Origin of the sequence: Aeromicrobium sp. Leaf289 (assembly GCF_001423335.1) — a bacterium.
Classification (GTDB): Bacteria; Actinomycetota; Actinomycetes; order Propionibacteriales; family Nocardioidaceae; genus Aeromicrobium.
In genome coordinates, this window is the sequence record NZ_LMNK01000001.1 from 43,308 (window position 1) to 62,298 (window position 18,991).

23 protein-coding genes and 1 riboswitch are annotated in these 18,991 nt (G+C 72.5%); of the genes, 17 read left to right on the forward strand and 6 right to left on the reverse strand.

Annotated features, from left to right (window positions below; genetic code table 11):
* Positions 1 to 13: 13 nt before the first annotated feature.
* Genes ASF37_RS17010 through ASF37_RS00260 form a run of 4 tightly spaced genes read left to right on the forward strand, consistent with a single transcriptional unit; the run spans position 14 to position 3,761 of the window.
* Positions 14 to 520 carry a hypothetical protein gene (locus ASF37_RS17010; RefSeq protein WP_056578467.1) on the forward strand — a complete coding sequence of 169 codons (507 nt, stop codon included), beginning with the start codon at positions 14 to 16 and terminating at the stop codon, positions 518 to 520.
* 52 nt (positions 521 to 572) lie between these two features.
* Positions 573 to 1,295, forward strand: coding sequence for a YcnI family protein (locus tag ASF37_RS00250; RefSeq protein ID WP_200931152.1), 723 nt, complete (start codon positions 573 to 575; stop codon positions 1,293 to 1,295).
* Complete coding sequence (locus ASF37_RS00255; RefSeq protein WP_162239218.1) at positions 1,288 to 1,806, forward strand: copper resistance CopC family protein; 519 nt, start codon at positions 1,288 to 1,290, stop codon at positions 1,804 to 1,806. Before ASF37_RS00250 ends, ASF37_RS00255 begins: the two co-directional genes overlap by 8 nt.
* Positions 1,803 to 3,761 (forward strand): cytochrome c oxidase assembly protein, encoded by a 1,959-nt coding sequence (locus ASF37_RS00260; RefSeq protein WP_056554737.1) that lies wholly within the window; start codon positions 1,803 to 1,805, stop codon positions 3,759 to 3,761. Before ASF37_RS00255 ends, ASF37_RS00260 begins: the two co-directional genes overlap by 4 nt.
* A gap of 95 nt (positions 3,762 to 3,856) precedes the next feature.
* Here the strand turns inward: ASF37_RS00260 and ASF37_RS00265 are convergent, their stop codons facing one another.
* Positions 3,857 to 4,474: a superoxide dismutase gene (locus ASF37_RS00265; RefSeq protein ID WP_055968361.1), complete on the reverse strand. Its 618-nt coding sequence runs from the start codon at positions 4,472 to 4,474 to the stop codon at positions 3,857 to 3,859.
* A gap of 207 nt (positions 4,475 to 4,681) precedes the next feature.
* On the opposite strand from ASF37_RS00265, the gene ASF37_RS00270 reads away from it, so the two are divergent.
* From ASF37_RS00270 to gcvP, 10 genes are all read left to right on the forward strand, one after another.
* Positions 4,682 to 5,257, forward strand: coding sequence for a CDP-alcohol phosphatidyltransferase family protein (locus ASF37_RS00270; protein WP_235492973.1), 576 nt, complete (start codon positions 4,682 to 4,684; stop codon positions 5,255 to 5,257).
* A gap of 9 nt (positions 5,258 to 5,266) precedes the next feature.
* Positions 5,267 to 6,079 (forward strand): DUF881 domain-containing protein, encoded by an 813-nt coding sequence (locus tag ASF37_RS00275; RefSeq protein WP_056578470.1) that lies wholly within the window; start codon positions 5,267 to 5,269, stop codon positions 6,077 to 6,079.
* Positions 6,080 to 6,081: 2 nt separating this feature from the next.
* On the forward strand, positions 6,082 to 6,414 hold the full coding sequence (locus tag ASF37_RS00280; RefSeq protein ID WP_055968355.1) for a small basic family protein: 333 nt from the start codon (positions 6,082 to 6,084) through the stop codon (positions 6,412 to 6,414).
* Entirely contained in the window at positions 6,407 to 7,135 is a 729-nt protein-coding gene (locus ASF37_RS00285; protein WP_056578472.1) for a DUF881 domain-containing protein, read from the forward strand. The genes ASF37_RS00280 and ASF37_RS00285 overlap by 8 nt, the downstream gene beginning before the upstream one ends.
* A 61-nt stretch (positions 7,136 to 7,196) precedes the next feature.
* On the forward strand, positions 7,197 to 7,574 hold the full coding sequence (gene gcvH / locus ASF37_RS00290; protein WP_055968352.1) for a glycine cleavage system protein GcvH: 378 nt from the start codon (positions 7,197 to 7,199) through the stop codon (positions 7,572 to 7,574).
* A 128-nt stretch (positions 7,575 to 7,702) separates the two neighbouring features.
* Positions 7,703 to 8,137 carry an FHA domain-containing protein gene (locus tag ASF37_RS00295; protein WP_055968350.1) on the forward strand — a complete coding sequence of 145 codons (435 nt, stop codon included), beginning with the start codon at positions 7,703 to 7,705 and terminating at the stop codon, positions 8,135 to 8,137.
* Positions 8,134 to 8,850 (forward strand): MerR family transcriptional regulator, encoded by a 717-nt coding sequence (locus ASF37_RS00300; protein WP_055968348.1) that lies wholly within the window; start codon positions 8,134 to 8,136, stop codon positions 8,848 to 8,850. Before ASF37_RS00295 ends, ASF37_RS00300 begins: the two co-directional genes overlap by 4 nt.
* A 4-nt stretch (positions 8,851 to 8,854) precedes the next feature.
* A complete protein-coding gene (locus ASF37_RS00305; protein ID WP_055968346.1) occupies positions 8,855 to 9,316 on the forward strand; it encodes a bifunctional nuclease family protein in 462 nt (153 codons plus the stop codon).
* Positions 9,317 to 9,494: 178 nt separating this feature from the next.
* Positions 9,495 to 10,085 carry a MerR family transcriptional regulator gene (locus tag ASF37_RS00310; protein WP_056578476.1) on the forward strand — a complete coding sequence of 197 codons (591 nt, stop codon included), beginning with the start codon at positions 9,495 to 9,497 and terminating at the stop codon, positions 10,083 to 10,085.
* A gap of 52 nt (positions 10,086 to 10,137) precedes the next feature.
* Positions 10,138 to 10,226, forward strand: a riboswitch (glycine riboswitch).
* Between the two features lie 225 nt (positions 10,227 to 10,451).
* Entirely contained in the window at positions 10,452 to 13,217 is a 2,766-nt protein-coding gene (gene gcvP, locus ASF37_RS00315) for an aminomethyl-transferring glycine dehydrogenase (RefSeq protein ID WP_235499948.1), read from the forward strand.
* 13 nt (positions 13,218 to 13,230) lie between these two features.
* Here the strand turns inward: gcvP and ASF37_RS00320 are convergent, their stop codons facing one another.
* The 3 genes from ASF37_RS00320 to sigK all read right to left on the reverse strand — a co-directional run bounded on the left by ASF37_RS00320 (position 13,231) and on the right by sigK (position 15,357).
* Positions 13,231 to 13,995 carry an alpha/beta fold hydrolase gene (locus ASF37_RS00320; protein WP_235499928.1) on the reverse strand — a complete coding sequence of 255 codons (765 nt, stop codon included), beginning with the start codon at positions 13,993 to 13,995 and terminating at the stop codon, positions 13,231 to 13,233.
* Positions 13,996 to 14,059: 64 nt separating this feature from the next.
* Positions 14,060 to 14,764 carry an anti-sigma factor domain-containing protein gene (locus tag ASF37_RS00325; protein WP_055968339.1) on the reverse strand — a complete coding sequence of 235 codons (705 nt, stop codon included), beginning with the start codon at positions 14,762 to 14,764 and terminating at the stop codon, positions 14,060 to 14,062.
* Positions 14,761 to 15,357, reverse strand: a complete 597-nt coding sequence (sigK, locus tag ASF37_RS00330) for an ECF RNA polymerase sigma factor SigK (RefSeq protein WP_055968337.1) — start codon at positions 15,355 to 15,357, stop codon at positions 14,761 to 14,763. Before sigK ends, ASF37_RS00325 begins: the two co-directional genes overlap by 4 nt.
* A gap of 149 nt (positions 15,358 to 15,506) precedes the next feature.
* On the opposite strand from sigK, the gene ASF37_RS00335 reads away from it, so the two are divergent.
* From ASF37_RS00335 to ASF37_RS00345, 3 genes are read left to right on the forward strand one after another with little or no spacing between them, the layout of a single operon-like run.
* Positions 15,507 to 16,193, forward strand: coding sequence for an alpha/beta hydrolase (locus tag ASF37_RS00335; RefSeq protein WP_055968334.1), 687 nt, complete (start codon positions 15,507 to 15,509; stop codon positions 16,191 to 16,193).
* Between the two features lies 1 nt (position 16,194).
* Positions 16,195 to 16,560, forward strand: coding sequence for a hypothetical protein (locus tag ASF37_RS00340; protein WP_055968332.1), 366 nt, complete (start codon positions 16,195 to 16,197; stop codon positions 16,558 to 16,560).
* On the forward strand, positions 16,553 to 16,987 hold the full coding sequence (locus tag ASF37_RS00345) for a hypothetical protein (protein WP_055968329.1): 435 nt from the start codon (positions 16,553 to 16,555) through the stop codon (positions 16,985 to 16,987). Before ASF37_RS00340 ends, ASF37_RS00345 begins: the two co-directional genes overlap by 8 nt.
* On the opposite strand, the gene ASF37_RS00350 is transcribed toward ASF37_RS00345, so the two are convergent.
* Together ASF37_RS00350 and cobA are read right to left on the reverse strand one after the other, a co-directional pair.
* The gene (locus ASF37_RS00350) at positions 16,957 to 17,775 is read right to left on the reverse strand and encodes a hypothetical protein (protein WP_056578482.1); all 819 of its coding nucleotides are present in this window, start codon (positions 17,773 to 17,775) and stop codon (positions 16,957 to 16,959) included. The genes ASF37_RS00345 and ASF37_RS00350 overlap by 31 nt on opposite strands.
* Before the next feature lie 31 nt (positions 17,776 to 17,806).
* A complete protein-coding gene (cobA, locus tag ASF37_RS00355; RefSeq protein WP_055968325.1) occupies positions 17,807 to 18,991 on the reverse strand; it encodes a uroporphyrinogen-III C-methyltransferase in 1,185 nt (394 codons plus the stop codon).

An 18,991-nucleotide genomic window follows, 5' to 3' on the forward strand; every position in this document is an offset into this window, starting at 1 on the left:
CTAGGGTCGTGCCGTGTCGATGATGCCCACCGTCAGCCCGCGGGGCGCCGCCGTGCGTGCGCTCCGGTCGGTGCTGGTGGGCCTGACCGTGGCCCTGTGCGGCGCCACGGCGCACGTGGGTGCCGGGGGAGAGGTCGGGGCAGGAGCCCTGCTCACGGTCGCGGTCGTCGCCTCGGCGACCACCGCACTCCTGGCCGGACGGCGGCTCACGACCGGCCAGCTCGTCGGTCTGCTGGCGCTCGGCCAGGTGGGTCTGCACGTCCTGGGGTCCGGATCGGGTCCGCACGACGCCTCGATGGTCCTCACGCACGTGGTGGCCACGGGCATCAGCCTGCTGGCGCTGCGCCACGCCGAGGACCTCTGGTGGCGTCTGGCCGACGCCGTCGGCGACGTGCTGGCTGTCCCGCAGGTCGTGCCCGTGCCTGTCGTCGACCACGTCGTCCGGGTGACGACGACCGTCCACCGCGGTCGTCGGGTGGTCCGGACGGTCAGGAGCCGCGCGCCGCCCTCGGCGGCGTGAGCGACCCGACCGTCCTGCACCACCCGTTCCTGCACCACCCGGAGGTTTCTTCATGTCCATGCACCACTCGCGTCTGCCTGTCCGGCTGACCGCCGCTCCACTCGTGACCGCCGCCGCCGTCCTCGCCCTCGCGGGACCGGCCTCGGCCCACGTGTCCGTCTCCTCTCCCGACGCCGCGCGCGAGGGGTACGGCAAGGTCGTGTTCCGCGTCCCCACCGAGTCCGACACGGCCGACACCACGAAGCTCGTCGTCACCCTCCCCGCCGACACCCCGTTCCTCCACCTCACCGCGCAGCCCAAGCCGGGGTGGAAGGTCTCCATGCAGGAGGGCACGCTGCCCGAGCCCGTGGAGGTCGACGGCACCGAGATCACCGAGGCCGTCCGCACGGTCACCTGGACCGCCGAGGGTGACGGCATCGCACCCGGTGAGTTCGACGAGTTCGCCCTCTCCGGCGGCCCCTTCCCCGACGCCGACTCGGTCCGGTTCGCCGCCGAGCAGACGTACGACGACGGCGAGGTCGTCGACTGGGACCAGGTGCAGCAGGGCGACGAGGAGCCCGAGAAGCCCGCCCCGACCCTCACCCTCCTCGCTGCCTCCGCCGACGCCCACGGCTCCGGTGGCCACGGGGCGGGTGCAGACACCGACGAGGCCTCGAGCGCGAGCGACGACCAGGGAGGCTCCGACACATGGAGCAGGGTGCTCTCCGCTGCAGCGCTCGCCGTCGCCGCGCTCGCCCTGCTGGGTGTCGTGCGGCAGGATCGACGCCGTGCGTAGATCTGTCGGTCCTCTCCTTGCGGCGCTCGTCGCGGCCCTCGTGGTCGCGGTGCCCCTGCCGGCGAGCGCGCACGCCGCGCTCGTCGGCACGGACCCGCGCGACGGCGCCGTGCTGGAGACGGCGCCGGCGTCGGTCACCCTCGAGTTCAACGAGCCGGTGACCCGCTCCGAGCTCGTGCTGACCGCGCCCGACGGGTCGCGCGTGCCCCTCGAGGTGTCCGCGCGCGACCGCGAGGTGACCGGCAGCGTCGGCGCGGACGCCGAGGCCCAGCGCGGCACGTACACCATCGCGTTCCGGGTGGTCTCGGCCGACGGGCACCCGATCGCCGGGACGTCGGAGTTCGAGACCACGTCGGGCCGGGCCGTCGAGCAGGTGGACCAGGTGCAGGACGACGAGTCGTTCCTGCACCGTCACGCCGAGCACCTCTGGTGGGCCGTCGGTGGTGGCCTGGTGGCCGTCGGCCTCATCCTGTGGCCGCTCCTCCGCCGACGCAGCGAGGTCGACTCGTGAGCGTCCTGCGGTCGAGCGCGGCGGCGTTCCTCGTCGCCGCCGCGGCCTGCGTCGCCGCCCTGAGCCTGGGCGGCGGCGCGCCCCAGCCCGTGCCCGAGGGTCTGCCCGACCCCGGGCAGCTGGTCGGGTGGGGCCTGCCGCTGCTCAGCGTCGTCTCCGACGCCCTGCTGGTCGTGCTCATCGGCCTGCTGCTCGCCGCGGTGTTCCTCCTGCCGTCGTCGAGCGACGTCGTGCAGGGCCTCAGCGTCGACGCCGTCCGTGGGGCCGCCCGCGCAGCCGCGGCGTGGTCGGTCGTGGGTGTCGCGCTGTACGTCCTCACCGTCGCGGACGTCTTCGCCCGCACGATCGGGTCGATCACCTTCCCTCTGCTCACCGAGCTGGCGACCACGTCCACGGGCGGCGTGGTCCTGCTCCAGGTGGTGGTCGGTGCCGTGGCCTGGGGCGTCCTGCGGTGGACGATCTCCGTCCGTGCCCTGGCGGTCGGCCTCGGCATCGTCCTCGCCTCCCTCGTGCCCGTCTCCTTCGCGGGTCACTCGGCGCAGTCGGGGTCCCACGACCTCGCGGCCCTGAGCCTGCTGCTCCACCTGGTCGGCGTCTGCCTGTGGGTCGGCGGCCTCGTCGCCCTGACCTGGGTGGCGTGGCGGGGGAGCAAACGACTCACGCCCGCGCTCCGTCGCTTCTCCAGCCTCGCGCTGTGGGCCTTCGTGATCGTCGGGGTCTCGGGCGTGGTGAACGCCGCCGTACGCCTGCGCAGCGTCTCCGACGTCGTCGGCACCGGGTACGGGCAGCTCGTCATCGCCAAGGTCGTGGCACTCGTGCTGCTCGGCTGGTTCGGCTGGGTCCAGCGGCGACGCCTCGCGGACCGCGACGCGGGTTTCCTGCCGATCGCCGCTTCCGAGGTGCTGCTGATGGCGGCGACGATCGGGCTGGCCGTGGCGTTGTCGCGCACCCCGACCCCGGTCGGCGACGTGCTGACCTCCCCGGCGCAGGAGCTGCTCGGCGGACCGCTGCCGCCGGCTCCCGACGCGCTGCGCCTCGCCTGGGGGTGGTCCGCCAACGGTCTCGGACTGACGATCGTCGCGCTCGGCGCCGCGCTGTACCTCCGTGGTCTGTGGACGCTGCGCCGTCGTGGGGTCCACTGGCCGGTGGGCCGCACGATCTCCTGGTTCGTCGGGCTGCTCGTCGTGGCCTGGAGCACCGTCGGTGGACTGGGGGAGTACTCGCACGTGCTGTTCAGCGCCCACATGGTCTCCCACATGCTGCTCTCCATGGTGGCGCCGATCTTCCTGGTGCTCGCCGCGCCGGTGACCCTCGCCCTGCGCACCCTCCCGGGCCCGCGCCAGCCGGGTGACGTCTCGCCGCGCACCCTGCTGACGTCGTTCCTGCACTCACGGCTCATGGCGTTCCTGACCCACCCCGTCGTGGGTCCGGCCCTGTTCGTCGGCAGCCTCTACGCGCTGTACTTCACCCCGTTGTTCGGGTTCCTCATGCGCGAGCACTGGGGCCACACGGCGATGGAGGTGCACTTCCTGCTGGTGGGCTCGCTGTTCTACTACGTGATCATCGGCGTCGACCCCTCGCCGCGACGCCTCCCGCCGCTCGCGCGGTTCGGCGTCATGCTCGTGACGTTGCCGTTCCACGCGTTCTTCTCGATCGCGATCATGTCGTCGGCGACCGTCCTCGCGCAGTCGTACTGGACGACGCTCGAGCGGCCCTACAGCACCGACCTGCTGGCCGACCAGTACCTCGGCGGCAGCATCTCGTGGGCGCTCGGCGAGGTCCCGCTGATCCTGGTGATGATCGCCCTGCTCGCGCAGTGGTTCCGCTCCGACCAGCGGGAGGCCCGGCGCCTCGACCGGGCGGCCGACCGCGACGGCGACGCCGAGCTCGCGGCGTACAACGCCCGGCTCCAGGACCTCGCCGCCCACGGCAAGCGGCGCGACCCGGACGCCTGACGGCCCGCCCTCGGCCCGGACGCCCACGTCCTGCACGCACCGGGGCCCCGCACCGAACTCGGTGCGGGGCCCCGGTGACGAGGGGGAACAGGTCCTCAGAAGATGACCTGGCCGCCGCTCGTGGCTGCCGTGAAGCGCTCCTGGGCGTCGGCCCAGTTCGCGATGTTCCAGAACGCCTTGACGTAGTCGCCCTTGACGTTGAGGTAGTCGAGGTAGAACGCGTGCTCCCACATGTCGAGCTGGGAGACCGGGATCAGCGTGGCCGGGATGTTGGCCTGCTGGTCGTACAGCTGCACGATGACGAGCTTCTGTCCGAGCGTGTCCCAGGCCGTGATGGCCCAGCCCGAGCCCTGGATGCCCAGGGCCGTGGCCTCGAACTGCGCCCGGTAGGCGTCGAACGAGCCGAAGTTGTCGTCGATGGCCGCGGCGAGCTCGCCGGTCGGCTTGTCGCCGCCGTCGGGGGACAGGTTCTTCCAGAAGATCGAGTGGTTGATGTGACCACCGAGGTTGAACGCGAGGTTCTTCTCGAGCAGGTTGATCGTGTCGTACGACCCGGCCGCGCGGGACTCCTCGAGCTTCTCGAGGGCCGTGTTGAGGCCGTTCACGTAGTTCTGGTGGTGCTTGCTGTGGTGCAGCTCCATGATCTTGCCGGAGATGTGCGGATCGAGTGCGCCGTAGTCGTAGGGCAGCTCGGGCAGGGTGTAGTCGGCCACGCGTCCTCCTAGGTCGGGGCACACGTGGTGCCCGCGGTTTCGAATCTGGTCGTGCTCGTTCAGTCTGTCAGTCGCTCCCGCACGCGCAAGAGCGGCCCGCCATGCGGACGCGGGGAGCTTTCGTCGCGCCGGTCCGGGACGTCCCCGTCCGTGCGGTGCGATGCCCTAGGCTGATCCCCGCGATGACGGAGCAGCAGGAGGATCGACGTGGGTGAGGACAGGGTCCTGACGATCCCGAACCTGCTCAGCGTGGTTCGGATCGTCCTGCTGCCGGTCTTCCTCTGGCTGGTCCTCGTGCCCGAGGCCGACGTGCTGGCCCTGCTCGTGCTCGTGGTCTCCGGCATCACCGACTACCTCGACGGCAAGCTCGCCCGGCGCCTCAACCAGACCTCGAAGATCGGCGCGATCCTCGACCCCGTCGCCGACCGGCTCTACATCCTCGCCGTGGTCGTCGGGCTCGCGCTGCGCGACATCATCCCGTGGTGGCTGGCGGTCATGCTGCCCCTGCGCGACGTCTTCCTGTTCAGCCTGGTGCCGTTCCTGCGCACCCGGGGCTACAGCTCCCTGCCGGTGCACTTCCTCGGCAAGGCCGCCACGGCGGGCCTGCTCTACGCCTTCCCGCTCCTGCTGCTGGGCGACGGCAGCGGCACGGTCGCCGACCTCGCCGACGTCTTCGGCTGGGCCTTCGCCATCTGGGGCGTGGGTCTCTACTGGTGGGGCGGGGTGCTGTACGCCTTCCAGGTGCGCCGGCTGCTGGCCACCACCGAGCGCGTCCCGCGCTGAGGTCGCTGGGTGTCCGCCGTCCGTCCCGCCGAGAACCTGCTGGAGCAGGTGGCCGAGAACGCGCTCGACGACGACTACTACGTCGTGCGGGCGGGGGAGCCGTACGGCGACCGCTCCGCGACGACACCCGCGGTCGGTGTCGTGGTGGCGGTCCTCGCGGCGCTGCTGACCATCACGGCGGTCCAGACGCAGAACGACCGGCCCGGGTCCGACCTCGAGCGGCGCACCCTCGCCGCCGACGTGGCCGACCGGCGTGACGTCCTGGCCGCCCGTCAGGGTGCCGCCGAGGCGTTGCGCGACCAGGTCGCAGCGCTCCAGGGCGGCGCCGGCCCCGAGACGTCGACCGACGTCGCCTCCGACACGGTGCTCGCCGGGGGCAGGGCGCTGCGTGGCACGGCGCTCGTGGTGACCATGACGGGCAGCCCGGACGGCGAGCGCGCGGGTCGCCTGACGGTGCAGGACCTGCTGACCGTGGTGAACGGGCTCTGGTACGCCGGTGCGGAGGCGATCTCGGTGGGTGGCCAGCGCCTCACGTCGGAGTCGGCGATCAGCAGCATCGACGGCAACCTCACCGTCAACTTCTCGCGCATCGAGGTCCCGGTGCGCATCGTCGCCCTGGGCGACGGCGCCTCCCTGCGCTCCCGGCTGGAGTCCAACCCGGCGGGACGGTACCTCGCGGGTCGGGCCGACAGCGTCGGCATCTCCGTGGGCATGGCACCATCGGACGACGAAGAGGTGCCGTCCGCGCCCGAGGAGCAGACTGGCCTGCGCCGCGCCGAGCCTCTGCCGGCGTCGGCGGACGACGCGCGAGGGGAGGGCTGAGCATGATCCCGGTGCTCGGACTCGTGGTGGGCGTGGCGCTCGGGCTGTTCCTGCAGCCGGAAGTGCCGTTGTGGCTGCAGCCGTACCTGCCCATCGCGATCGTCGCCGCCCTCGACGCCGTCGTCGGCGCCCTGCGCGCGCTCGGGGAACGACGCTTCGACGACCGGGTCTTCGTGGTCTCCTTCATCTCCAACGTGTTCATCGCCGGCTTCATGGTCTTCCTCGGCGACCAGCTCGGCGTGGGCTCGCAGCTGTCGACCGGCGTGATCGTGGTGCTGGGCATCCGCATCTTCGCCAACGCGGCGGCCATCCGGCGCAGGATCTTCCATGCCTGAGCCCGACGACGCCGCGCCCGTCGCCCAGGAGTCCGGCAACCGGTTCGCGTCGCAGGCCGTGGTGGCCCTGCTCGTGGGCGCCCTCGCCTTCGGTGTCACCGTCCAGGTCCGTCAGGACGACTCGACCGACTTCGGGTCCTTGCGGGGGATCGAGCTCGTCGAGCTGCTCAAGTCGGTGGACGTCGCGAACGAGCGCCTCGCGGCCCAGATCGACGACCTGACCGCCACCCGCGACCGGCTCCTGAGCTCGCGCGGCGACTCCGGCGAGGCCGAGGACGTGGCGCGCCAGCGGGCCGAGCAGCTCGCCGTGCTCGCCGGCTCGATCGGTGCCACGGGCCCCGGCGTCCGGCTCAGCATCGACGACGCCGACGGCGTGGTCGACGCGGGACTGGTGCTCGACGTGCTCCAGGAGCTGCGCGAGGCGGGGGCCGAGGCGATCGTCGTGAACGAGACCGCCCGCGTCGTGGCGCAGACCTACGTGCTCGACGACGAGGACGGCCTGCGCATCGGAGGTCGCCAGGTCACCAGCCCGTACGTGATCGACGTCATCGGGGATCCCGGCACCCTGGACGAGGCGGCGTCGTTCCGCGGCGGCATCATCGACATCCTCCGCGCCCGCGGCGCCCAGGCCTCGGTGGCCCGGCGCGACACCATCACCATCACGGCCCTGGCTGACGTGAAGACCCCCGAGTACGCTCGTCCCGACGTCGGCGGCTCGTGAACCGGCCCCAGCTGATCTCACGACCCCACCCCACCACGACAGCACTGACCAGGAGCGACGCGTGATCCCTGAGGACCTGTACTACAGCGAAGAGCACGAGTGGGTGCGCGTCGAGGGCGACGTCCTCGTCGTGGGGATCACCGACTTCGCGCAGGACCAGCTCGGCGACATCGTGTTCGTCGACCTCCCCGACGTCGGCGACGACGTCCAGTCCGGGTCCGTCGTGGGCGAGCTCGAGTCCACGAAGTCGGTCAGCGACATCTTCTGCCCGGTCGACGGCGAGGTGGTGGCCCGCAACGAGAGCCTCGACGGGGCGTCGGAGGTCATCAACTCCGATCCCTACGGCGAGGGCTGGCTGTTCAAGGTCCGCCCCGCCGACGATGACCCCACCGAGGCCCTGCTCGGCCCCGAGCAGTACACCGCTCTCGTCTCGTCCTGACCTTCGCGGAGGGGCCCTGGGCGACCGTCCACGGGTGCTAGGTTGGACACCTGAACCTCGACCTCGGGGTCAGACATGGTCCCACCGTCCAGCCCACGCCCAGCACACGTACAGCCAGGAGTGATCCGATGTCCTCGCCCGGTCCCGAGCACGGCAACATCCCGGACGAGACGACGCACATCCCGTTGATCGACGCCGACACCGAGGAGATGTCGTCGACCGACGTCGCCGCGGTCGAGAACCTGCCGCTGGGCAGCGCGATGCTGCTCGTCCAGCGTGGTCCGGGTGCCGGTGCACGGTTCCTGCTCGACACCGAGAAGGTCTCGGTCGGGCGTCACCCCGACAGCGACATCTTCCTCGACGACATCAGCGTCTCGCGGCGTCACGCCGTGTTCGCCCGCGCGGGCCAGGGCTACGTCGTGAGCGACCTCGGCAGCCTGAACGGCACCTACGTGAACCGCGACCGCATCGACGGCGACATCACGCTCGGCGGCGGCGACGAGGTCCAGATCGGCAAGTACCGGCTCATCTACTTCGCCGGCGCGCAGCGAGGCCAGGCGTGACCCAGCCGCTGCCCGAGCTCGCGCGGCTCGGCATCGGCAAGGTCCTCGCCGAGCTCCGCGAGGAGTTCCCGTCGCTCACGATCAGCAAGATCCGCTACCTCGAGCGCGAGGGTCTGCTGGAGCCCGAGCGGACCCCCTCGGGCTATCGCAAGTTCTCCTTCGACGACGTGGAGCGGCTGCGCTTCGTGCTGCGCCAGCAGAAGCGGTACTGGCCCCTGAGCGCGATCCGTCAGGCCCTCGACGAGATGGACCGAGGTCTGGTCCCGCAGACCGACATCGACGGCAACATCCGCGTGCCCGACGTCTCGAGCGACGCCGACGGCCTGCCGACGCCCGCGGCGTTCCTGGAGGGACGCAGCCGGGTGCGGCTGAGCCGGGCGGAGGTGCTCGAGAGCTCCGGCGCCACCGAGGAGCTGCTCGAGCAGGTCGAGCAGCACGGGCTGCTGGCCCGCCGACCCGGCCAGAGCGCCTACGACGGCGACGACCTCGTCGTCGTCGACGCGGTGGTCCGGCTGGCGGCCCTCGGGGTCGAGCCGCGCCACCTGCGCGCGGTCGTCACCGCCGCCGAGCGCGAGTCCGACCTGCTGGCCCGCGTGGTGCCCGAGCGTCGTCGGCGGGAGGACAAGGCCGCCGCTGCCGAGCAGCTCGGTGAGCTCGCGGCCCTCACCATGCGCCTGCACACCGTTCTCCTGCGCCACCACCTCCGGGACTGACGCCGTGCGTGAGCTCGACGTGGTCGGCGTCCGGGTGGAGATGCCCACGAACCAGCCGCTCGTGCTGCTGCGCGAGAGCGACGGCGTGCGCTACCTTCCGATCTGGATCGGTGCCGTCGAGGCGTCGGCCATCGCCTTCGCCCAGCAGGGTGACGCGACGCCCCGCCCCCTGACGCACGAGCTGATGCAGCGGGTGGTGGAGGTGCTGGGCGACGAGCTCGACGAGGTGCGCATCACCGACGTGCAGGACGGCGTCTTCTTCGCCTCGCTCGTCTTCGGCTCGGGCGCGACGGTCGACGCCAGGCCGTCGGACTCGATCGCGCTCGCCCTGCGGACGGGTGCGCGGATCGTGTGTGCCGAGGACGTGCTGGACGAGGCCGGCATCGCCTCGACCACCGACGAGGACCAGCAGGTGGAGCGGTTCCGCGCGTTCCTGGACGACGTCGAGCCCGAGGACTTCGCCTGAGAGGTCGGACGACCGGATGAACCCTCAACCCTCGCGTGAGGGTTGCGACACGCCGGTGAACGCCGATGTGATTGACCGGGGGCACCCGCGGGCCTACCGTGAGACCACTGCCGCAAGCGAACACCGTTGTAGTTTCGCCGAGGTGGTCTTTCTTCTCCCCATCTGGAAGGCCAGACCCATGATCGAGCGACGCGACGACGCCCCGGCTGCTGCGGAGGCCGCCGAGGCCGCTGCGCAGGCCGGCGACCAGGGTCTGCTGTTCACCGACGACCTCGAGCCGCTGCCCCGCAACACCGGGTTCCGTGGCCCCACGGCCTGCAGCGCCGCCGGCATCACCTACCGCCAGCTCGACTACTGGGCACGCACCAAGCTCGTGGAGCCGACCGTGCGGTCGGCCACCGGCTCGGGCACGCAGCGGCTGTACTCCTTCAAGGACATCCTGCTGCTCAAGATCATCAAGCGACTGCTCGACGCGGGTGTCTCGCTGCAGCAGATCCGCACGGCCGTCGAGCACCTGCGCGAGCGCGGGACCGACGACCTCACCCAGGTCACGCTCATGAGCGACGGCGCGAGCGTCTACGAGTGCCGTTCGGCCGACGAGGTCATCGACCTGCTCCAGGGTGGCCAGGGCGTCTTCGGCATCGCCATCGGCGGTGTCTGGAAGGAGATCGAGGGCACGCTGCACGAGCTGCCGAGCGAGCTCTCCGTCTCCGACGACACCGCCGCCGACGAGCTCGCCGCGCGGCGCCGCGCCCGTCTGACCAGCTGAGGGCCCGCCTCGCCGCTCGCGCGTGCCGTCGCTGGTACCGTGAGCGTGCTGTCGAGCACGCGTGGGAGAGATCGCCCAGGCGGCGCCGAAGGGGCAATTCCTCCCCGGAACCTCTCAGGCACCACGGACCACGCGGACAAGGCGACCCTGAAGCACCCGTTCCGGCGGGGGTGACAGGTGGGGAGGGACCCAGTCGACGACCCCTGGAGCCCTCTCATGTCCTCTGACCGCCCCTCCTTCGACAGCCCCGCCCTCGACAGCACCGCGTCCCCCGACCGGCCGCCGTCGGTCCCGGCGGCCCTGCGCCGCGACACCGACCACTTCGTCGACCGTCACATCGGACCGCGCGCGAGCGACCAGCAGGCCATGCTGGCCCGGATCGGCCACGACTCCCTCGACTCGCTCATGCGGGCCGCGGTGCCGGAGAGCATCCGCGCCTCGGCTCCGCCCGCGCTGCCCGAGGCCCTGGGGGAGCCGGAGGCGCTCGCGACCCTCAAGGCCCTCGCGACGCGCAACAACCCCGGCGTCTCGATGATCGGGCTCGGGTACCACCCGACCGTCACCCCGGCCGTGATCCGCCGCAACGTCCTCGAGGACCCCGCCTGGTACACGGCCTACACCCCCTACCAGCCCGAGATCTCGCAGGGACGGCTCGAGGCGCTGCTCAACTTCCAGACGATGGTCGCCGACCTCACCGGTCTGTCGACGGCCAACGCCTCCCTCCTCGACGAGGGAACGGCCGCCGCCGAGGCCATGACGCTGGTGCGCCGCGCCGCGCGGGGCAAGGACCTGCGGCCCCTCGTGCTCGACTCGCGCCTGCTGCCGCAGACGATCGCCGTGGTGCGCACGCGTGCCGAGGCGCTCGACATCGAGCTGCTCGACGTCGACCTGGGCGTCGACGACGTGCCGGCCGACGTGGCGGGCGCGATCATCGCGTACCCGGCGGCCGACGGTGCCGTGACCGATCCCAGCCGAGCCATCGAGGCGGTGCACGCCGCCGGAGGGCTCGCCGTCGTCGTGGCCGACCCGCTCGCGCTCGTCCTGCTGCGCTCGCCGGGGTCGCTGGGTGCCGACGTCGTCGTCGGGTCGTCCCAGCGCTTCGGCGTGCCGATGTTCTACGGCGGACCGCACGCCGGCTTCATGGCGGTGCGCGACGGCCTGGAGCGACACCTGCCCGGGCGACTCGTGGGAGTCTCGGTCGACAAGGCGGGCCGACCCGCCTACCGGCTGGCCCTGCAGACGCGTGAGCAGCACATCCGCCGGGAGAAGGCGACGTCGAACATCTGCACCGCCCAGGTGCTGCTCGCCGTCACGGCGTCGATGTACGCGGTCTACCACGGCGCGGAGGGCCTGCGGCGGATCGCCGACCACGTGCACACCACGGCTGCCACGCTCGCGGCGGGTCTGGTGGCCGGTGGCGTCGAGGTGCTCCACGAGTCGTTCTTCGACACGGTCGTGGCCCGTGTGCCGGGCGAGGCCGACGCCGTCGTCGGCCGGGCTCGCTCCGAGGGGCTGCACCTGCGCCGCGTGGACACCGACCACGTGGCGGTGAGCACGTCGGAGGTGACCACCCTCGGCCACCTGCAGACCGTCTGGCGGGCCTTCGGGGCCGACACCTCGCACACGGCGCCCGCCCCGGCAGCCCTGCCCGACGCCCTGCTGCGCGACGACGCGATCCTCACGCACCCGGTGTTCTCCGAGCACCGCAGCGAGACGCAGCTGCTGCGCTACCTCCGCACGCTGAGCGATCGCGACTACGCCCTCGACCGCGGGATGATCCCGCTCGGCTCGTGCACCATGAAGCTCAACGCCACCGCCGAGATGGAGCCGATCAGCTGGCCCGGCTTCGCCGACCTCCACCCCTTCCTGCCGGCCGAGGACGCCGCCGGCATGATCGAGCTGGTCGAGACGCTCGAGTCCTGGCTCGCGAGCGTCACCGGCTACGCGGCGGTCTCGGTGCAGCCGAACGCCGGGTCCCAGGGCGAGCTGGCTGGTCTGCTGGCCATCCGGGCGTGGCACCGCAGCAACGGCGACGAGGCCCGCGACGTCTGCCTGATCCCGAGCTCGGCCCACGGCACGAACGCCGCCTCGGCCGTCATGGCCGGCATGCGCGTGGTCATCGTCAAGGCCACCGAGGTGGGCGAGGTCGACCTCGAGGACCTGCGCCGCACGTGTGCCGAGCACGCGGACGACCTCGCCGCGATCATGGTCACCTACCCGTCGACCCACGGGGTGTACGAGGACGGCATCACCGAGCTGTGCGACGTGGTCCACGCAGCCGGCGGCCAGGTCTACGTCGACGGCGCCAACCTCAACGCCCTGCTGGGCCACGCCGAGCCGGGCACGTTCGGTGGCGACGTGTCGCACCTGAACCTGCACAAGACCTTCTGCATCCCGCACGGCGGCGGCGGACCGGGCGTGGGCCCGGTCGCGGTGGCCGAGCACCTGGTCCCGTTCCTGCCGAGCCACCCGCTGCACCCGGTCGCGGCGCGCCGTGAGGGGATCGGTGCCATCAGTGCCGCCCCGTACGGGTCGGCCGGCATCCTGCCGATCCCGTTCGCGTACGTGTCGATGATGGGGGCGCAGGGACTGACCGACGCCACGTCGGTGGCCGTGCTGTCGGCCAACTACGTCGCCGCACGGCTGAAGGACGCCTTCCCGGTGCTCTACACCGGACGGTCCGGGCTCGTGGCCCACGAGTGCATCCTCGACCTGCGCGGCATCGCCAAGCAGACCGGGGTGAGCGTGGACGACGTGGCCAAGCGGCTCGTGGACTACGGCTTCCACGCCCCCACGATGAGCTTCCCGGTGGCCGGCACCCTGATGGTCGAGCCCACCGAGTCCGAGGACCTGGCCGAGCTGGACCGCTTCTGCGACGCGATGCTCGCGATCCGCGCCGAGATCGACCAGGTCGCGGCAGGGGAGTGGCCCGAGGGCGACAACCCGCTCGCCCAGGCGCCGCACGCCGCACGTGAGCTGCTCGACTGGCAGCACGCCTACCCGATCGCCACGGGCGTGTTCCCGACCGGCAGCACCCAGGACAAGTACTTCCCGCCGGTGGGCCGCATCGACCAGGCCTACGGCGACCGCAACCTGGCCTGCTCGTGCCCGCCGATCGAGGCCTTCGCCTGACGGCGCCGGGACCTCAGCGTCGGTCGGCCGCGTCGCCCCACCAACGGACGACCCGGTCGACCACGACGGAGGGGTGACGCACCCACTGCACGTGGTCGGTGGTCCCGCCGTCGGGGGTGGCGTCCTGCGTGTACACCCAGCGGGTGACCGCCGACGGCTCGCAGAACAGCTCGATGAAGCGCTTGTTGGCCGCCGACACGGCGTAGGCGTCGGCCTGGAGGTGCACGACGAAGGTCGGCGTCGACACCTTGGACGAGGCGTCGAACGGAGGCTCGCCGGTGCGCACGAAGTGCGCCCACTCCCGCATGAGCGTGGCGGCACCGGGTGCGCCGAACGCAGGCTTGGGCAGGTGCCCGAGGACCCGGGCGAGGACGGGGACGGCCGAGGCGAACGCCAGCATCGGCAGCCCTCCGTAGGGGTAGTACCGGTGGTGCGGGACGGAGGCGCCGACGAGCACGAGGCCGTCGGCCGTGCGTCCGGGGTCGGCGCTGCTCTGAAGGCCGATCGCGAGCTGCGCCCCGAGGCTGTGGCCCATCAGCAGGACGGGGCGCTCGGGGTCCTCACGACGGGCGGCCGAGACCGCGTCGGCGAGGTCGGCGATCTCGTCGCCGTAGGACCAGTCGGCCGAGCGGGAGGCGACCGGGGTGTCCGGCTCGAAACCTCGTCGGCCGAGCGCGCGCGCCTGCCACCCCACGTCCTCGAAGGCGGCGACGAGGGGCCGGTAGAAGCGCGACGGCACGGCCATGGCGGGGGAGACGAGCACGATCGGGTCGGACACGAACGTCATCGTGACGTACCGCGCCGACCGGCCGACCGCCAGGGTCGAGCAGGGGCGTCGAGCCTCAGGCGTCCATCTCGGCGACCGGGTCGGTCGTCGGGGCCGGCGACCCTCCGTCGGGCTCGACGGTGACGGCGAACGCGTCGGCACCGCTGATCGACTTCGCGTACATCATCCCGGCTCCGCGTCCGAGGACGCCGACGGAGCGCGGGATCCCGTCGTGCATCGCCCAGACCTGGTAGACGTGGTCGTCGTCGAGCGTCTCGAGATCGGTGCCCATGACGACGGCCGCGTCGTGCGACGGGGAGGCGACGATGCGCATCGTGCCCCCGGTGCGCACGCTCCCGTCCAGCATGGTCGCGTCGTCGGCCACCATGACCGCGCTGATGCCTGCGGTGTCGGCCCGCAGCTCCTCGGCCCGGTCGTGCTCGACGAGGTACCCACCGACGGACACCGCGGCCACCAGGAAGGACGCCGCGACCAGCAGGCGGGGCACGGCTCGCCGCACCCGGCTGTGCTGGGCGATCGACGTGACCACCGGCCGCTCCTGGGCGGTGGTGGCCACCTCGGCCAGGAGCCGGTCGCGCAGGGCGAGCGGCGGACTGTCGGCCTCGGCCTCGGCCAGGCGTGCAGCGGTCAGGTGGAAGCCGCGGAGCTCCTGCCTGCACTCGGCACACTGGTCGAGGTGGGCCTCGAAGCGGCCCCGCTCGTGGGGGTCGAGGGCGTCGAGCGCGTACGGCGCGGCGAGTCCGTGCAGATCGGTGGTCATGAGGCCTCCACCCCGAGGCAGTCGCGCAGGCGGATCAGCCCGTCGCGCATGCGGGTCTTGACGGTGGCCGGGTTGGCGTCGAGCACCTGGGCGACCTCCGCGTACGTGTATCCCTGGTAGTACGCGAGGTTGACGGCCTCGCGCTGCAGGTCGGTGAGTCCCTCCAGGCAGCGACGCACCTGCTCGTGCTCCAGCCGCACCGTGACGGTCTCGAGCACCTGGTCGTGGTCGACGCCGGGGGACCAGTCATAGCTGTTCTCGCGGTTGGTGGCGGCCTGGTCGTGCCGGACGGCGTCGACCGCGCGGCGGTGGGCCAGCGTCAGCACCCAGCTCTTGGCACTGCCACGGGCCGGGTCGAAGCGGGCGGCGGTCTGCCAGACCTGGAGGAAGACCTCCTGGGCGACCTCCTCGGCCCGCGCGGGGTCGCGGATGACCCGGCGGGCCATCCCGAACACGGTGGCACCCAGGGCGTCGTAGAGAGCGGCGAAGGCCGTCTCGTCCCCTCGTGCGACGAGGACCAAGAGGTCGTCGGGCTCGACGGGTTCCTGGGACTCGGGAACGGCGGCGAGCCGATCGGCTGCTGACTGGCTCATGCGCGACTCCTTCCCGAACAAGCTTCTACGTGCCATTCGCGGCTGCCTTCGAGTCGGATGGGTGGTGCAGGGGAGGAGTTCTCACAACATCCTAGGCGGGACCCTCTGCTCGCCCTGCGACCGTGGTCCCGCTGTGCCACCGTGGTCGCATGGACGCCGAGCAGCGATCGGGTCGCCTGGACGACGTGCACGTCCCCCAGCGGCCGAGGGCCGTCGTGCTGATGCTGCACGGAGGCCGGCAGCAGAGCGAGGAGCCGGTGCGCAACCGGCACGCGAGCTGGTGGCGGATGGCCCTGCTGTCGAAGGCGTTCGCGCGCACCGCTCGCCGTGAGCACCTGGCGGTGCACCTGCTGCAGTACCGCGCACGCGGATGGAACGACGCGGCCCGCCCGTGGCCCGTGGCCGACGCGCGCTCGGCTCTCTCCGCGCTCCGCGAGCGGCACGGCGACCTGCCGGTCGTCCTCGTCGGGCACTCGATGGGTGGGCGCACCGCGTGCCGCGCGGCCGACGACCCCTCGGTGGTCGGTGTCGTGGCCCTGGCGCCGTGGCTGCCGCAGGGTGAGCCCGTGGGCGCGCTCTCCGGACGTGCCCTGCACGTCCTGCACGGCACGATGGACCGGTGGACGTCGGCACGGCTCAGCGCCGACTTCGTGGAACGTGCTCGACGGGTGGCCACCGAGGCCACCTGGGAGTCGCTCGCCGGCGCCGGGCACTACATGTTCCGGCGGGTGCGGGCCTGGAACGCGTTCGTGGAAGACTCGGTCCTGCGGATCGTCGGCGCACGGGCGGACGGCCGCCACGACCACGACGACGACGCCACCAGAGGACCAGCCTGACGTGACCGACACGATCGCCTACGGCGTGGCACTCCTCGCGACCGTGGTGGCCGTGTTCGCGGCGGGCCACACGGTCCGGGACGCCCCGTTCGGCAATCCGCTCTTCTACGCCGTCGCCGTGCTGGAGGCCGTGCTCCTCGTGGTGATGGTCGGGGCCTTCGTGGCGCTGGCCGGCACGGACCGCGACGTCGCGGGTGGGCTCTTCGTCTCCTACCTCGTGACCGTCGTGGTGATCCCGCCGGCGGCCGTCCTCTGGGGGATCGCCGAGAAGAGTCGCTGGGGCACGGGGGTCGTCGTGGTGGCGCTCCTGACCGTGGCCGCCCTCATGGTGCGGCTCCTGGGCATCTGGAAGGGAACCTATGTCTGAGTCGTCCGCCCCGTCGCCGGGTCGCACGTCCACCGGGCCGGGCCGCGCCCTCGTCGCCGTCTACGCGGTCTTCGCCGTCGCGGCCACGGCACGGTCGGTCTACCAGCTCCTCGTGAAGGCGGACGAGGCCCCGGTGGCCTACACCCTCTCCGCCGTCGCCGGCGTCGTCTACGTCGTGGCGACCGTGGCGCTCGCGACGGACCGGCACCGGCTGGCCGTCGCCGCCGTGGGCTTCGAGCTGGTGGGGGTGCTCGGCGTCGGTGTGCTGTCGCTCGTCGACGGTGCGCTGTTCCCCGACCAGACGGTGTGGTCCGACTTCGGTGCCGGGTACGGGTACATCCCCCTGGTGCTGCCGTTCGTGGGCCTGTGGTGGCTGCACCGCACCGCGGGCCAGGCTCAGTCCAGGCCGCAGGCCGACCGCACGTAGTCGAGGATCGCGGTCCGGCGCTGACGGTCGAGCGGCAGGACGAAGGTGGTCCCGTCGGGCAGACCGGGAGCGGAGACCTCGACGGGGACGAGGCGACCCACCTTGTCCTCGGCGATCGCGTGCGGGTCGCAGCGCGCCGGCTCGAGGACGAGGTCGGCGCGTACCGGAGCGCCACCGACCGCCACGTCGGTCGCGGACCCACGGGTGGGCCGGACGAGCGGCGTGGGGCGGTAGCCCACGATCCGGACCGCGCTCGCCCGATCGCGCGGCGTGAGCGTGATCGGGATGCGCAGTGCACCGCCGTCCTCCACCGGCAGGCCGACGTCCAGCCGCGCGGCTCCTTCCAGCGTCGCGCGGGCGCAGTCGCCGTCCAGGACCCGCGTCACGGCCCCGTAGCGGTCCTCGACGGCGAGGGTGGATCGTCGTTCGCCGTCGTCACCGACCCGGTAGGTCAGGGTCACGGTGTAACGCGTCGTGCCACCGCACCGCCCACGGGGGATCGTGACGACCACGTCGGTGTCGTACCCCGCTCCCACCGTCTCGGTGCCGGTCCAGACGACGGCGCGGGAGCGGCTGGAGGTCAGCACCAGGTCGGAGACGACCAGGTCGCGGTCGCTGCGGTTGCTGATCCGCACGAACGCCCCACGGTCCTGACGCTGCATGCGGCCCTGGTCGACGAGGGCGCTCACGCCGTCGGGCAGTGGAGCGTCCTGCGGGTCCGGGCTGCAGGCCGGGAGGAGCGCGGCGAGCAGCGCGACGCCACCGACGACGACGCGGGCGGACCTCATGTCGTCATGGTGACGTGTGGTGGGGGTCGTGTCAGGAGGCCCAGTCGGGGGAGAGCCGCACGACCTCGCCCACGACGGTGACGGCGGGGGAGCGGACTCCCCGCTGGACGCAGAGGTCGGCGATCGTGCCGAGGGTGCCGACGGTCGTGCGCTGGTCGGGGGCGAAGCCACGCTCGACCACCGCCACCGGTGTGCCGGGCGCGTGCCCCGCCGCGACGAGGCTGTGCGCGCTCTCGGCGAGCCGGCGCACGCCCATGAGCATCACGATCGTGTGGCCCGGGGACACGGGCAGCTCACCGAGCTCGTCGTGGGCCGTGACCACGCTGAACCCCGTGGCCACGCCGCGATGGGTCACGGGGATGCCGGCAGCCGCCGGCACGGCGATCGCGCTCGTGACCCCGGGGACGACCTCCACGGCCACCCCGGCGGCCTCGCACGCCAGGCGCTCCTCGCCGCCGCGACCGAGCACGTAGGGATCCCCGCCCTTGAGCCGCACGACGACCTTGCCGGCGCGGGCGTGCTCGACGAGGAGCCGGTTGATCTCGTCCTGCGGGACCGGGTGGTGGTCGGGCAGCTTGCCCACGTCGATCACCTCGACGTCGGCCGGCAGCTCCGCGAGCACGTCGAGCGGGGCGAGGCGGTCGACCACCACGACGTCGGCCTCGGCGAGAAGACGCCGCCCGCGCGTGGTCAGGAGGTCGGCGCTGCCGGGGCCCCCGCCCACGAGGGCCACGAAGCCCTCGGGGTGGTGGGTCCGGTGCCGCAGCGGGAGGTCGCCGGACTGCAGGGCCGCCGCGACGGCGTCGCGCAGCGTGGAGGCTCGACGGGCGTCGCCACCGCCGCTGACCGCGACGTGCACGTCGTCGACCGCGGCGACCGCCGGCATCCAGGCGGTCGCCCCGTCGGGGTCGCCCCCCTTCAGGCACCACACGCGTGCCTGCTCGGCGTCGGCGGCCACCTGGTCGTCGACCGGGGTGTCGGTGGCGGTCTGCACGAGCCAGGCGCCGTCGAGGTCGCCCGGGCGGTACCCACGCTCGATCCAGGCCAGTCGGCCCTCGACCGCGAGCTCCCGGATGCGTGCGCTCACCGTGGGGGAGACCACCACGAGGTCGGCCTCGGCCGCCAGCAGGGCGTGGACCCGTCGGGTCGCCACGTTGCCACCCCCGACGACCACCACACGGCGTCCCTCGGGGCGCAGGGTCAGCGGCAGCGGCAT

Bases quoted from the DNA above. Each gene is read 5' to 3' on its own strand.
- ASF37_RS00250 (WP_200931152.1), top strand. From the start codon at position 573: ATGTCCATGCACCACTCGCGTCTGCCTGTCCGGCTGACCGCCGCTCCA.
- ASF37_RS00280 (WP_055968355.1), top strand. From the start codon at position 6,082: ATGATCCCGGTGCTCGGACTCGTGGTGGGCGTGGCGCTCGGGCTGTTC.
- ASF37_RS00285 (WP_056578472.1), top strand. From the start codon at position 6,407: ATGCCTGAGCCCGACGACGCCGCGCCCGTCGCCCAGGAGTCCGGCAAC.
- ASF37_RS00295 (WP_055968350.1), top strand. From the start codon at position 7,703: ATGTCCTCGCCCGGTCCCGAGCACGGCAACATCCCGGACGAGACGACG.
- ASF37_RS00310 (WP_056578476.1), top strand. From the start codon at position 9,495: ATGATCGAGCGACGCGACGACGCCCCGGCTGCTGCGGAGGCCGCCGAG.
- gcvP (WP_235499948.1), top strand. From the start codon at position 10,452: ATGCTGGCCCGGATCGGCCACGACTCCCTCGACTCGCTCATGCGGGCC.
- ASF37_RS00325 (WP_055968339.1), bottom strand. From the start codon at position 14,764: ATGACCACCGATCTGCACGGACTCGCCGCGCCGTACGCGCTCGACGCC.
- sigK (WP_055968337.1), bottom strand. From the start codon at position 15,357: ATGAGCCAGTCAGCAGCCGATCGGCTCGCCGCCGTTCCCGAGTCCCAG.
- ASF37_RS00335 (WP_055968334.1), top strand. From the start codon at position 15,507: ATGGACGCCGAGCAGCGATCGGGTCGCCTGGACGACGTGCACGTCCCC.
- ASF37_RS00345 (WP_055968329.1), top strand. From the start codon at position 16,553: ATGTCTGAGTCGTCCGCCCCGTCGCCGGGTCGCACGTCCACCGGGCCG.
- ASF37_RS00350 (WP_056578482.1), bottom strand. From the start codon at position 17,775: ATGAGGTCCGCCCGCGTCGTCGTCGGTGGCGTCGCGCTGCTCGCCGCG.
- cobA (WP_055968325.1), bottom strand. From the start codon at position 18,991: ATGCCGCTGCCGCTGACCCTGCGCCCCGAGGGACGCCGTGTGGTGGTC.